Genomic DNA, 14,467 nt, shown 5'->3' on the forward strand with positions numbered 1-14,467 from the left:
AGGAAATCATTTCATCCAAAAAGGGTATCCCAAATCAAATTTGGAATACCCTTTTTTATTAACCTACAAATGTTTGATACAGTAAGAAAATATTTAAAGCGATAATAAGTGCAGCGATTAACCACGCGATAAATGTTGTAATGCGATGGTTGACGAGTGCGCCCATAATCTTCTTATTACTTGTGAACATAATAAGTGGTACTAATGCAAAGGCAATACCGAACGATAAGACAACTTGACTCATAACGAGAGCGTAAGTTGGATTTACACCTAAAGCGATAATAACGAGAGGCGGAATCATTGTTATAAATCGGCGTAAGTATAACGGAATATGCATTCGAATGAATCCTTGCATAATAATATCACCAGACATCGTACCAACAGAAGAACTAGATAAACCTGCTGATAAAAGTCCAATTCCAAATAATGCAGCCGATACAGGACCGACTAAATTACTGAACTGGTTAAAAGCAACATCAAGGTCTTCAACGTGCAAGCCGTTTTTAAAGAATAGTGCAGCTGCTACAATTAACATACTTGCATTAATTGCTCCAGCGATAACCATTGCAATAATAATATCGATGAATTCGAAGCGGAAAATCTTTTTCTTTTGTTCATCATTTGTTCCGACTACACGGCGCTGCGTTAAGGCCGAATGTAAATATATCGCGTGCGGCATTACTGTCGCACCTAAAATTCCAGCTGCTAAAAGGATGCTATCTACACCTTGGAATTTTGGAGTGAAAAGTCCTGAGAGTAGAGGGCTTAATTCCGGTTTTGCGTAAAAGACTTGGATACCAAAAGCGATAACAACGATAAAAATCATACCTGTTATGATAGCTTCTAATGGACGAAAGCCTCTGCGTTGAAATTCAAGAATAATAAATGATCCAACTGCTGTAATTAAAGCAGCTGGTAACATCGGAATTCCAAATAGTAAGTATAAGCCAAGTGCTGCCCCGATAAATTCAGCTAAATCTGTAGCCATAATAACGAGTTCCCCTTGTATCCATAAACCGATGGAAACTGGTTTGGGGAAGTTTTCGCGAGCTACTTCAGGAAGATTTCTCCCAGTAGCGATTCCTAATTTAGCTGATAAAGTTTGAATTAATACAGCCATTAAATTAGAAGCGAGTATTACCCAAAGCAATAAATACCCATATTGTGATCCAGCTGCGATATTTGTAGCGAAGTTCCCAGGATCAATATAAGCAACTGATGCGATAAAAGCAGGTCCTAAGAATGGTAACAGTCTTTTAAAGCCTTTTGTTTGTCCACTTAACGCTAAATGGGCTGATTGAACTGTTGTACTTTGAGAAGGGACTTGTTTATCTTTTGTTATATCTTTATTCATAGTAGTATTCCCCTTTGAAATCTTAACTTGATTAAAGTTTCACTTTATTCTTACTCATTATTTCAATACATTTAGATATATGATGTGGCAATTTCATTTGAACATAAAAGTTTCCTTAATGCAAATTATATGACTGTGTGCAATGAATGGTGTGACGATGCAAAAATATTTTGGGAGTTTATGGTTGATGAATAAGGGAGAAGATAATAAATTATAGGGCTGTTTTTGAAATTTATGTGAACATACAGCCTATATTACATCATATTAATTGATGGAAATGAAATTGTATGATATATAATATATTGGGATTACAACCTAACCGTAGTGTTTTGTTCTGTAATCTTGTTTTTATTTTTGTTAACTTATAGAAAAAATTGTAAATAGAAGAAAATAGGCTAAGTACAATTTAGTATGTATTTTCTTATTATATATGTTTTGATATGAACGTTAACTTATACATGATTTTAAAATTTAGATAGGTGGTAGAAATACATTGGCAACTACAAAACCATATAGAGTATTACTGTATTACATGTACACAACAATTGAAAATCCAGAAGAATTTGCTGAACAGCATTTAGAATTTTGTAAATCACTTGAGTTAAAAGGAAGAATTCTTGTAGCGACAGAAGGAATTAACGGAACTTGTTCTGGAACTGTTGAGCAAACAGAAAAATACGTGGAAGCGATGAATAATGATCCACGTTTTGCTGGAATCGTGTTTAAAATTGATGAGGCGGATGAACATGCATTCAAGAAAATGCACGTACGTCCTCGTTCAGAGTTAGTTACACTTCGTCTAGAAGACGACATTAACCCGAAAGAAATTACTGGGAAGTATTTAGAACCAAAAGATTTTTATGAGGCAATGAAACAAGAAGATACAGTTATTATTGATGCACGAAATGATTATGAATTTGATTTAGGACACTTTAAAGGTGCAATTAAACCAGATATTGAATCATTCCGTGAATTACCAGATTGGATTAGAGAAAATAAAGAAACACTTGAAGGTAAAAAGATTTTAACGTACTGTACAGGGGGAATTCGTTGTGAGAAATTCTCAGGTTGGTTAGTTCGCGAAGGTTATGAAGATGTAAGCCAGCTTCATGGCGGAATTGTAACGTACGGAAAAGATCCAGAAGTACAAGGTGAACTTTGGGATGGTCAATGTTACGTATTTGATGAGCGTATCGCTGTACCAGTAAACCAAAAAGAACATGTTATCGTTGGTAAAGATCACTTTACAGGTGAACCTTGTGAGCGCTATGTAAACTGTGCAAACCCTGAATGTAACAAGAAAATTTTATGTTCTGAAGAAAGTGAAGCAAAACATTTACGTGCATGTTCTCATGAATGTCGTGTACACCCACGTAATCGTTATATCGTGCAACACGAATTAACTGAAGAGCAAGTAGCTGCTACATTAGAAAAAATCGAAGCAGGTAAGTAAGCGGAATTAGTTTAACAAAAACGAGAAGAAGTTACTCCAAAGTTTATTTTAGAGTAACTTCTTTTTTGTCAATTGTTGTCGGTAAGTCGATATATTTAAAAAATCGCTGATATATTTTGAGTTGCGCCGATATATTCGGAAAATCGCTGATAAAAATTTCATTTACTGAAACGCGCCATGAATTTGTAATTTGAAAATAATCGTCTTTAATTCTTATCTTCTTTTTCTTTAACGGCAGAAAGTACAGTTTGTTTTACCCATGCTTTTCGGTTTTTATGTTGCATCGCCCATTGATATAAACTGTGAGCACCTAAAATTAGAGATATACATATCCCACTAATAGATAAAAATAGGGCGAAATATTCAAGAGGAGTATAAGAAACTACATGCCCCTCACTTTTTTTTCCTATAAGATCAATTAGTGTAAATCCAAACATTTGGCCCACTACAGAGTAGAGAGTTAAAATTAATAATAAAAGGCTATCTTTTTTAGATGCAACATTTTCTTGATATTTAAACAAGCCATCAAGATTTTGCTTCGCATTCGTGAACAGTATTTCAATATTGAAAAGTTTTCTTAAACGAAAGAAAATATCTTCACTTTGTGACTGAGATACTAACTCTAAAGAAAAATAATTAGCTGTAAACGAATTAATAGAGTAAATTAACTTTTCTATCTCATTTGTATCTTGTTCAATATTTAGTTCAGCATAAGCGTTTGCCATTTTTAACAATACAATTTTATGGAATAAGTTTAATAATAAAGCGTAATAAAACTCCCCATACATTTGGCTAGCAAGTTTAGCTATTTTATTATCATCTTCGTTCGTAATACATGTGAAAATATGTTCTTCCATTATGAAATAACGATTAGGAGCCCACCTTTGATAGGCGTGCTGTTTCAAGTAATCATTTATATAAGGGAGATTGTTCGCACTTACATACGGTTTACCATCACTTGTTAATCCAGAAAGACTGGAAGTACGATAAACATCAATAACGTTAAGTTCCATATGTTGTTTTAGCGATAACAAAGTTTGCACGTACATTCTTTGGTCTTCAAAAAAAGGAAAAGTTTGAAAGTAAGAACTTCTTAATCTTTTCTTTTCAAAAAAATCTGTTAAACCGTTAAATAAATAACCGAAAATGAACTTTTCAACTTGGGAATATTTTTTCCCCGCACATGTTATGCAAATGCTTTCGTCCATTTCATCTCTCGTTTCAAGTACGCGGAATCGTGCAGCGAATTCTATTGCTTCTGATAATGTCATATTTGGAGAGATGTTAACTTCTGTTCGGATTGTTAGAAACCCAAGTTCATAAGGACAAAGTGTTACATCAATTGAGTGCACTGTGAATGGGACAGAGATAAGATTTGTTGTTAAATGGCCGTTTAAATTGAGATCTTTAGAATAGCGCTGTAATCCTTTTTGATGCTCAGAATGAGGGAAGAGAATTTTATTCGTAAATGAAAGATAGTATGCTTCCATATTTTGATGTGAAACATGAAACTCCCCGTAATATGTATTTTCATCTTCAAGATGATCGAGTCGAAAGGGCCGGAAATCATTTTTTTGTAAGAAAGGGAACATATTTTGTTCATATCCACTTTTGAACGAAAATGGGAAAATAAATTGAAAAATAGCTGTTGATACATATTTTTCTTCGATCGTTTGTATTGCCTCCATTTATATTGTTTCCTTTCAATGTAAGCTATAGAAACAACATGCCCTAATCTGCTAAAAAATAACCACGGGATTTTTATATAATTAAGAATGAAAATTCAGCTTATTTATTAGGTGACATGTATAATGTTATGTATACTAAAAGGAGTAGAATTGTGTTTTGAAAAGGGGGATGTATTATGCGTATTTTAGTATTAGGAGCTGGAGGCGTTGGAGGTTTTTTTGGTGGACGACTTGCCGAAAAGGGAGAAGATGTAACTTTTCTCGTACGTAGTAAACGGAAAGAACAATTAGAGGAAAAAGGTCTTGTTATCCGAAGTATTAACGGCGATTTTTCATTTCAACCGAAGCTAATAACGAAAGAAGATATTACCACTCCATTTGATGTGATTTTATTCTCAACAAAAGCGTATCACCTAAACGAGGCAATAACAGATTTGAAACCATTTGTAGGAGAGAATACAGTAATAATTCCAGTGTTAAATGGTATCGCTCATTTAACACTATTACAAAAGGAATTCGGCGTGGAAAAAGTAATTGGCGGTTTATGCTTTATCGAGACGACGTTAAACGATCAAGGAGAAATCGTACAAACTAGTGTTGCCAACAGACTTGTATTTGGGGAAATTAAGCCTCAAGATTCAGAGAGAATAAAGCTTATTTCTAAAATATTTGCAGATACAAAAGCTAGTTTTGTTTTAAGTGAAAATATTGTGCAAGATATGTGGCATAAATATTTATTTATCACCGTAATGTCAGGTGTGACAACATTAATGCGTGCGCCGATAGGACCGATTCGTGAGAGTGATGGAGGCCGAGAATTTATTAGGAACTTATTTGAAGAATCAGTGCAAATCATGAAATCTATGGGGGCTCCAGTTAAGGACAATATCGCCCAGGAACATATGAAAACGATTGATAAAATTTCGTATGATATGAAGTCATCTATGCAACGGGATATGGAAAAAGGTTCGCTCATTGAAGGGAAGCATTTACAAGGATACTTATTGAAATTAGCAGAGGAAATGTCTATAGATGTGCCTTTATTAAGTGTTGTGTATCAAAATTTGAAGGTATATGAAAAAATGATTTTTACTAAAGAAATGGTATGAAAAAGAGTAAAGGATAGCAAAATATAAATGTTGCTATCCTTTTTTTTGTTTCTTTTTGACAATTTATTCGTTTCTTTTCGGTTTATCTGTCGTATTTCGTTCTCTTTCACGTTTACCATATAGCTGATTAATTTCATTTGCTACTGCATCTAAATAGGAATCGGAAAAAATAGGCTTCTTTTCTTTAGACATACGGGTCTCCTTTGTGGATTTTTAGTATTCATTATGTATATTTTTCGGTGGATTATGCGCAATCGTTTTAATTTTTTTCTTTTTTAAAATTTTTGTTTACTTTTTAAAAATAAAGGAGTATTATAATCCACAGTTTCAATTTTCTAAATCGCTGAAGCCGCATGGTGCGGGGGACCCGTTCTTATGGATTAGTACATAATCCAATGGGGTGAATCCTTGAAAAAGGTAGGGCTACTCATAGGCCCGAATCCGACAGCTAACCTCGTAAGCGTTATATTGAGAAGGAAGGTGGAGCTTGTGCGACAAAAAAAATAATGTCTACAAGTCTATTTCATTATGGCTTGTAGACATTTTTTGTTTTCTCAAGAAATAGTTTATCCGCTGTAATTAGCAGAAAAATTCGTGCAAAATTATTGGAGAGTGGACAGCGTTGGTTTCATCTATCAAAAGGTTTTTAATTGGAAGGCCGTTAAAATCAACTGAGTTAGGAGAGCAAAAGCTTAATAAAACGAAGGCGCTAGCAATTTTATCTTCTGACGCATTGTCATCGGTTGCATACGGACCAGAGCAAATTTTAATTGCTTTAGCAGGTCTTGGAGCAGTAGCTTATTGGTATTCCATTCCGATTGCTATTGGGGTATTAGTATTATTGACAGCTCTTATTTTATCTTATCGACAAATTATTTTTGCTTACCCTCATGGCGGCGGAGCATATGTTGTATCAAAAGAGAATTTAGGGATGAATCCAGGCTTAATAGCAGGAGGATCTTTATTAGTTGATTACATTTTAACGGTTGCAGTAAGTGTATCTGCGGGTACAGATGCGCTCACATCTGCTTTTCCTAGCTTACATGCACATAATGTAATCATTGCGATTATATTTGTCATATTGATTACCATCTTAAATTTAAGAGGCGTAACGGAATCAGCTTCCGTTTTAGCATATCCTGTTTATTTATTCGTTTTAGCACTATTTATATTAATTGGTGTAGGGATATACAATATTTTAACGGGACACGTTTCGCAGGCTTTGCATTCGCCAATTGGAACGCCAGTTGCAGGAATTAGTTTGTTCTTACTGTTACGAGCATTTGCTTCAGGAAGCTCTGCTTTAACGGGTGTTGAGGCGATATCTAACGCAATTCCAAACTTTAAAGATCCTGCACCTAACAATGCAGCGAAAACATTGCTTGCAATGGGTGCATTACTTGCAGTTTTATTTTCTGGAATTGTCTTTTTAGCTTATTATTACGGAATTAATCCAAGTAAGGAAGTAACAGTCGTTTCACAAATTGCTGAACAAACTTTTGGACGTAATTTCATGTACTATTTCATACAAGGTACAACAGCTTTAATATTAATTCTTGCGGCTAACACAGGTTATTCTGCATTTCCGCTATTAGCGGTTAATCTTGCAAAAGACAAGTTCATACCGAGAATGTTTACGATTAGAGGAGACCGCCTAGGTTATTCAAACGGTATTATTATACTTGGGATTTCTTCGATTATTTTAATTGTAGCTTTTCAGGGGAAAACAGAACACTTGATTCCGCTATATGCAGTAGGGGTATTTATTCCGTTTACACTTTCTCAAACTGGAATGGTACTAAAATGGCTTCGTGAAAAGCCTGAAGGATGGGCTTTAAGATTAACGGTCAATTTAATTGGTGCAGTCATTAGTTTTATCGTTATGAGCATGTTCTTTTTAACTAAGTTCGCACAAGTTTGGTCAATCCTTATTTTCTTACCTTTCATTATCTTCTTGTTCCATCGAATTAAGAAGCATTATGATGCAGTGGGCGATCAATTAAGTTTAAAAACTTGTGAACCACTTGTTCCGATTGAGGGGAATGTAATTGTCGTTCCTGTAGCTGGTATGACTCATGTAGTAGAAAATTCACTGAACTATGCTAAGGCTCTTTCTGCAGATCAAGTTATCGCTGTATATGTTGCTTTTGACAGAGAAGAGGAAAAGAAATTTGAAGAGAAATGGGAGAAGTGGCAACCTGAAGTAAGGCTTGTTACATTACATTCTCATTATAGAAGCATTATTCAGCCGCTTACAAAATTTATTGACACAGTGCAATATAAAGCGAGTGAATCAAATTACCGAGTTACGGTTGTTATACCACAGTTTATTCCGAAAAAAGGTTGGCATAACATTCTTCATAATCAGTCTAGTTTACTCATTCGTGCGTATTTACTCTATAAAAGAAATGTTGTTATTACGACAGTTCCATATCATTTGAAAAAGTAATAAGATTTTTTAAGGATAGCTTCACGAAAGTGAAGCTATCCTTTTTGTGTATATGCTATGCATAATTGCATATAGGCCTTAAAGTTATATCGATATAATATAATCACTTATGAGTAAACAGTGTTTTTTGTTGTGATATATGGATATTTTAATGGAGGAAGTTAAGTGGATTTTATTTTGGAATAAGGACATGAGATCTTGAAAATAAAGGGAATTAAAATACTTCTTTACGATAGATGAATAGCTGTGTTTAAATGACCTTACAGTACAAAACTTTAATAAAAACAAAACGGAATTTCATACTTTCATACGTTAATTAGTTTAAAATGAATAATATTTTCATGTAATATATTCACTGTGTGAATGTGGAAATCGCAATAAAATAGAAAATTTATACAGTTTTATTCATACTAAGCACATATGAAAAGTTATGAAGTGTTTTATAACAATAAGTAAGTACTGTAGAAATAAAGTTTGAGAGAGGTGGTTCGTACATGACTCACGGTGAGAACGTTCTCTATTTTTAACCATCTCAAATCATTTGCAAGAAAATAGAATACTAAAATGCGATAGTAATAGTTGCTAATACATAGGAGGAGTTAAAGTGAAAAAGACTTTAATTACAGGGTTATTGGTTACAGCAGTATCTACGAGTTGCTTCGTTCCTGTAAGCGCTTACGCTAAGGAAGGGCAAACAGAAGTGAAAACAGTATATGCGCAAAATGTAATTGCTCCAAATACATTATCCAATTCAATTAGAATGTTAGGGTCACAGTCACCACTTATACAAGCATACGGATTAGTTATTTTGCAACAGCCAGACATTAAGGTAAACGCTATGAGTAGTTTAACGAATCATCAAAAATTTGCAAAAACGAATGTACGAGAGTGGATTGATGAATATAATCCGAAGCTAATCGACTTAAATCAAGAAATGATGAGATACAGCACAAGATTTAATAGTTATTATAGTAAGCTCTATGAACTAGCAGGAAAAGTAAATGAAGATGAACAGGCAAAAGCAGATTTTACAAACGCATATGGAAAATTACAATTGCAAGTCCAAAGCATTCAAGAGAGTATGGAGCAAGATTTATTAGAGTTAAATCGATTTAAAACGGTATTAGACAAAGATAGTAATAACTTATCAACTAAAGCTGATGAAGCAATAAAAACACTGCAAGGATCAAGTGGAGATATTGTGAAATTAAGAGAAGACATAAAAAGAATTCAAGGGGAAATTCAAGCTGAACTAACTACTATTTTGAATAGACCACAAGAAATTATTAAAGGTTCTATTAATATCGGTAAACAAGTATTTACAATCACAAATCAAACTGCACAAACGAAAACAATCGATTTTGTTTCTATCGGTACGTTAAGTAATGAAATTGTAAATGCAGCAGATAGTCAAACGAGGGAAGCAGCTCTTCGTATTCAACAAAAGCAAAAAGAGTTATTACCGCTTATTCAGAAGTTATCACAAACTGAATTAGAGGCGACTCAAATTACATTTGTTGAAGATCAAGTAAGTAGCTTTACAGAACTAATTGATCGCCAAATTACAACTTTAGAAACGTTATTAACGGATTGGAAAGTTTTAAATAATAATATGATCCAAATTCAAACAAATATTGAAGAAGGCACGTATACAGACAGTAGTTTACTTCAAAAACATTTCAATCAACTTAAAAAAGTAAGTGATGAAATGAATAAGCAAACAAATCAATTTGAAGATTACGTTACAAACGTTGAAGTACATTAAACAGAAAAATAATTAGCGATATAGGGAGAGAAGAAAAATGACAAAAAAACCTTATAAAGTAATGGCTCTATCAGCACTTATGGCAGTATTTGCAGCAGGGAATATTATGCCGGCCCATACGTATGCAGCTGAAAGTACAGTGAAACAAGCTCCAGTTCATGCTGTAGCAAAAGCTTATAATGACTACGAAGAATATTCATTAGGACCAGAAGGCCTGAAAGATGCAATGGAAAGAACAGGTTCAAACGCTTTAGTAATGGATCTGTACGCTTTAACAATTATTAAACAAGGTAATGTTAACTTTGGTAATGTATCGTCAGTTGATGCAGCTTTAAAAGGTAAAGTGATTCAGCATCAAGATACAGCTAGAGGGAATGCACAACAATGGCTAGATGTATTGAAGCCACAGCTTATTTCAACGAATCAAAATATCATTAATTACAATACGAAATTCCAAAACTATTATGATACTTTAGTTGCTGCGGTTGATGCAAAGGATAAAGCAACTCTTACGAAAGGTCTAACTAGATTATCAAGTAGTATTACTGAAAATAAAGCGCAAGTAGATAAGTTAGTAGAAGACTTAAAGAAATTCCGAAATAAAATGACGTCGGATACTCAAAATTTCAAGGGAGATGCAAATCAAATTACATCTATCTTGGCTAGTCAAGATGCTGGAATTCCGCTTCTGCAAAATCAAATTACAACGTATAATGAAGCAATTAGTAAATATAATGCAATTATTATCGGTTCATCTGTTGCGACAGCTTTAGGCCCAATTGCAATTATCGGTGGTGCGGTAGTTATTGCTACTGGTGCAGGAACGCCGCTAGGAATCGCATTAATTGCAGGTGGCACAGCAGCTGTAGGTGGTGGAACAGCTGGAATCGTATTAGCGAAGAAAGAGCTTGATAATGCACAAGCAGAAATTCAAAAGATAACAGGACAAGTTACAACTGCCCAATTAGAAGTGGCAGGACTAACGAACATTAAAACACAAACTGAGTATTTAACAAACACAATTGATACAGCAATTACAGCGTTGCAAAATATTTCAAACCAATGGTATACAATGGGATCGAAATATAATTCATTACTTCAAAATGTAGACTCTATTAGTCCAAACGACCTTGTTTTCATTAAGGAAGACTTGAATATAGCTAAAGATAGCTGGAAAAACATTAAAGACTATGCAGAAAAGATTTATGCTGAAGATATTAAAGTAGTAGATACGAAAAAAGCATAATAGTAATTAAACTGTTACAACATTATGTATAGATAATTGATTATTGTAAAATAGAGAGCTCCTGTTCAGTAGTGAGCAGGAGTTCTTTTACCTCTAACGTTTCATATCCTCATAAAAAGAATAGGTGATAAGTATGCGTAATAATTTCTATAAAAAATGCCTTTTAACGATAATGATTGCTGGAGTGGCAACGAGTAATGTGCTTCCTTTACATCCTTTTGCAGCGGAACAAAACGTAAAAACATTGCAAGAAAATGCGAAAAATTATTCTCTCGGACCAGCAGGGTTCCAAGATGTAATGGCGCAAACGACATCAAGTATATTTGCGATGGATTCATATGCAAAATTAATTCAAAATCAACAAGAGACTGATTTGAGTAAAATAAGTTCAATTAATGGTAATTTAAGAGGGAATATGATTCAGCATCAAAAAGATGCAAAAATTAATGCGGCATATTGGTTAAATAATATGAAGCCTCAAATTATGAAAACGGATCAAAATATTATTGATTACAACAATACTTTTCAAGCGTACTATAGTGACATGCTATTAGCGATTGATCAAAAAGATAGCGTAAAGTTAAAAGCGGATTTAGAAAAGTTGTATGCGGACATTTTAAAGAATCAAAATGAGGTAGATGTATTATTAGGGAATTTGAAAGCTTTTCGCGATAGAATGGCGAAAGACACAAATAGTTTTAAAGAGGATACAAATCAATTAACAGCGATTTTGGCAAGTACGAATGCTGGTATTCCAGCTCTAGAGCAACAAATAAATACATATAACGATTCGATCAAAAAGAGTAACGATATGGTGATTGCTGGTGGTGTACTTTGCGTAGCGCTAATAACATGTCTTGCTGGCGGACCGATGATTGCGATTGCGAAAAAAGATATTGCAAATGCAGAACGAGAAATAGCCAGTTTAAAGAATAGAATTTCTGGAGCACAAGCAGAAGTGGCAATTTTGACAGATGTGAAAAATAAAACGACTAATATGACAGAAACAATTGATGCAGCAATTACAGCACTGCAAAACATATCAAATCAGTGGTATACGGTAGGTGCGAAATATAACAATTTACTACAAAACGTAAAAGGAATCAGCCCTGAAGAATTTACCTTTATAAAAGAAGATTTAAATACAGCGAAAGATAGCTGGAAGGATGTAAAAGATTATACAGAAAAATTACATGAAGGCGTGGCGAAATAAACAGCGGAGTAGTTCCACTGTTTATTTTTTTTATCCCGTTTTTTGTGAGAGCCGATCTTGTAATTTTACCCATAAGTTTGCCGTGCATTTTATCAATGTAACTTTAGGATAATGTTTGGTCAAATTGATACTAATAACCTCGATGAACTCCTAATCACGCTTTTTATATTTAATATTTTAAGTAAAAAAGCTATACTATAGGCAAAACTAAAAATTGGAAAGGAAATACTAGAACATGGAAAATTATTTGTTATTTATTCTTACAGCAATCCTAATCATAATAATGCCTGGTCCCGGTTTTGCCTTAGTTACAAAAAACACTATCTCGCATGGTAAAAATGGTGGGATAAAGACCGTCTTAGGAACGGTATCTGGAATGATGATTCATACAATAATGGCTACACTAGGACTTTCTGCCATCCTAATGAAATTTGCGATGTTATTTACATTTATAAAATATGCTGGGGCTTTTTATTTAATTTACTTAGCTGTAAAGTCAATTAAAAGCGCCTTACATAAAAAAGAAGATATGTCAGGCTCAGTAGAAGTGGACTCTAAGGATATTGGAGCAATTAAAAGCTTTAGACAAGGATTTACTACGGCAATTTTAAACCCAAAAACTGCTGTGTTTTTCCTTAGTTTTTTACCCCAATTTATTGTGAGTAATCAAAATCATTTCCTACAATTTCTTTTATTAGGAGTCACATTTACGACTTTGACAGCAATATGGTATGTGCTTTATATTTCACTCATACGCCAATTAAGAACTTTTCTAAGAAAAGAAAGAGTGAACCGTACAATAGAAGGTATTACGGGCGCAGTATTGTTAGTATTTGGAGTTAGGTTGTTTTTCCAAAAATAAATATGTATATGAAAAGAGAAATAATCAATGGTGGTTATTTCTCTTATTTACTTATTCTAAAACTGCCATTTTACAATTGATTTCACGCCTTCATACTAATTTTATGCCCATATCTAATTTGAAGTTTAAAAATGAGTTCCTTAATAACCTGACCGGTTTGCTGTATAAGGAAAAATATTACATTATGAGGTCGGGCTGATAATAAGTAAGGGATGGATAAAAAACCATTGATTAAAGTTTCATTGTAAATACTAAGTGTAGTAGAAGTTCAGTTAGATAAAATTCGGTAGTCGAATTTTTTTGCATAAAGCTGTATAATGCTTGTAACGAAAAGGAAATACAGGAAAGGGTATGTAATGAGTTACTATGGATAAGGATAAACAACAATTAAGCGTTGAAGTTGCAAGATTATATTATCAATCAGATTATAGTCAGCAAGAAATTGCTAATAAATTAAATATTTCAAGACCGACGATTTCTAGATTATTGAAGTATGCGAAAGAAAAAGGATTTGTTCAAATTAGTATAGCTGATCCATTTGCTGACTTAGATAACGTTGGGAATTTACTTAAAGAAAAGTATAACCTGTTAGAAGCGCATGTCGTATTTTCTCCAGTACCAGAATATGCAACGATTACGGAGTATATTAGTAAATATGCAGCTGAGTATATGGAAAAGACAGTGAAAAATGGTGATATCGTTGGTGTAAGCTGGGGAATGACGATGTATGAAATCGCTAGAAAAATCGTACCGCAACATGTGAAAGGTGTAGAGGTTGTCCAGTTAAAAGGTGGCATTAGTCACTCAAGTGTAAATACATATGCGAATGAAACGATCGCGTTATTTGCAGATGCTTTTCAAACGACGCCAAGAAATCTACCTCTTCCAGTTATATTTGATAATGCGGTGACAAAAGAATTAGTGGAGCAGGATCGACATATTCATCACATTATTGAAATGGGAAAACAAGCGAATATTGCAATTTTTACTGTCGGAACAGTGCGTGATGAAGCGTTATTATTCCGATTAGGATATTTAGATAAGGATGAAACTAGCTTACTGAAAAAACAAGCAGTCGGTGACATTTGTTCACGTTTCTTTGACGGAGATGGAAATATTAGTAGTGAAGAAATTAATAAGCGTACAATTGGAATTGAGTTAGAAGAGTTAAAGTTAAAGAAACGTTCTATTTTAGTTGCAGGTGGTAATAGAAAAATAAAAGCAATTGACGGTGCGTTACGTGGCGGGTATGCAAATGTACTAATTATAGATCAGCATACAGCGAAAGAATTGTTACATTATCAAAAAGGTTAGAAATAAAAGGCTTT

The 14,467-nt window shown here is 33.8% G+C and carries 11 protein-coding genes and 1 riboswitch; of the genes, 8 read left to right on the forward strand and 3 right to left on the reverse strand.

The window, feature by feature from the left end; genetic code table 11:
- Positions 1–58 precede the first annotated feature (58 nt).
- Positions 59–1,354, reverse strand: a complete 1,296-nt coding sequence (locus I6L50_RS15705) for an Nramp family divalent metal transporter (RefSeq protein ID WP_113938125.1) — start codon at positions 1,352–1,354, stop codon at positions 59–61.
- A gap of 493 nt (positions 1,355–1,847) precedes the next feature.
- Here I6L50_RS15705 and trhO point away from each other — a divergent pair, with 493 nt between their 5' ends.
- Positions 1,848–2,807 carry an oxygen-dependent tRNA uridine(34) hydroxylase TrhO gene (trhO, locus tag I6L50_RS15710; protein ID WP_002086277.1) on the forward strand — a complete coding sequence of 320 codons (960 nt, stop codon included), beginning with the start codon at positions 1,848–1,850 and terminating at the stop codon, positions 2,805–2,807.
- A gap of 206 nt (positions 2,808–3,013) precedes the next feature.
- Here trhO and I6L50_RS15715 read toward each other — a convergent pair whose 3' ends face one another.
- Positions 3,014–4,495 (reverse strand): hypothetical protein, encoded by a 1,482-nt coding sequence (locus I6L50_RS15715; protein ID WP_113938126.1) that lies wholly within the window; start codon positions 4,493–4,495, stop codon positions 3,014–3,016.
- Between the two features lie 176 nt (positions 4,496–4,671).
- Between I6L50_RS15715 and panE the strand changes: the two genes are divergently transcribed.
- Positions 4,672–5,604 (forward strand): 2-dehydropantoate 2-reductase, encoded by a 933-nt coding sequence (panE, locus tag I6L50_RS15720; protein ID WP_113938127.1) that lies wholly within the window; start codon positions 4,672–4,674, stop codon positions 5,602–5,604.
- A gap of 63 nt (positions 5,605–5,667) precedes the next feature.
- Here the strand turns inward: panE and I6L50_RS34865 are convergent, their stop codons facing one another.
- The gene (locus I6L50_RS34865; protein ID WP_257475393.1) at positions 5,668–5,796 is read right to left on the reverse strand and encodes a hypothetical protein; all 129 of its coding nucleotides are present in this window, start codon (positions 5,794–5,796) and stop codon (positions 5,668–5,670) included.
- A 139-nt stretch (positions 5,797–5,935) separates the two neighbouring features.
- Positions 5,936–6,082, forward strand: a riboswitch (cyclic di-AMP (ydaO/yuaA leader).
- A gap of 144 nt (positions 6,083–6,226) precedes the next feature.
- Between I6L50_RS34865 and I6L50_RS15725 the strand changes: the two genes are divergently transcribed.
- From I6L50_RS15725 to I6L50_RS15750, 6 genes are all read left to right on the forward strand, one after another.
- Positions 6,227–8,053 carry an APC family permease gene (locus tag I6L50_RS15725; protein ID WP_002141290.1) on the forward strand — a complete coding sequence of 609 codons (1,827 nt, stop codon included), beginning with the start codon at positions 6,227–6,229 and terminating at the stop codon, positions 8,051–8,053.
- 604 nt (positions 8,054–8,657) lie between these two features.
- Complete coding sequence (nheA, locus tag I6L50_RS15730) at positions 8,658–9,818, forward strand: non-hemolytic enterotoxin NHE subunit A (RefSeq protein ID WP_201032972.1); 1,161 nt, start codon at positions 8,658–8,660, stop codon at positions 9,816–9,818.
- A 37-nt stretch (positions 9,819–9,855) separates the two neighbouring features.
- Positions 9,856–11,064 carry a non-hemolytic enterotoxin NHE subunit B gene (gene nheB, locus I6L50_RS15735; RefSeq protein ID WP_016092835.1) on the forward strand — a complete coding sequence of 403 codons (1,209 nt, stop codon included), beginning with the start codon at positions 9,856–9,858 and terminating at the stop codon, positions 11,062–11,064.
- 133 nt (positions 11,065–11,197) lie between these two features.
- Positions 11,198–12,277 carry a non-hemolytic enterotoxin subunit C gene (nheC, locus tag I6L50_RS15740; RefSeq protein WP_219302001.1) on the forward strand — a complete coding sequence of 360 codons (1,080 nt, stop codon included), beginning with the start codon at positions 11,198–11,200 and terminating at the stop codon, positions 12,275–12,277.
- A 235-nt stretch (positions 12,278–12,512) separates the two neighbouring features.
- The gene (locus I6L50_RS15745) at positions 12,513–13,139 is read left to right on the forward strand and encodes a LysE family translocator (protein ID WP_098763821.1); all 627 of its coding nucleotides are present in this window, start codon (positions 12,513–12,515) and stop codon (positions 13,137–13,139) included.
- Between the two features lie 366 nt (positions 13,140–13,505).
- Positions 13,506–14,453 carry a DNA-binding transcriptional repressor DeoR gene (locus tag I6L50_RS15750; RefSeq protein WP_113938134.1) on the forward strand — a complete coding sequence of 316 codons (948 nt, stop codon included), beginning with the start codon at positions 13,506–13,508 and terminating at the stop codon, positions 14,451–14,453.
- Positions 14,454–14,467 lie beyond the last annotated feature (14 nt).

This window comes from Bacillus sp. FDAARGOS_1420, from assembly GCF_019344915.1.
In the GTDB taxonomy this organism is placed as follows: domain Bacteria; phylum Bacillota; class Bacilli; order Bacillales; family Bacillaceae_G; genus Bacillus_A; species Bacillus_A mycoides.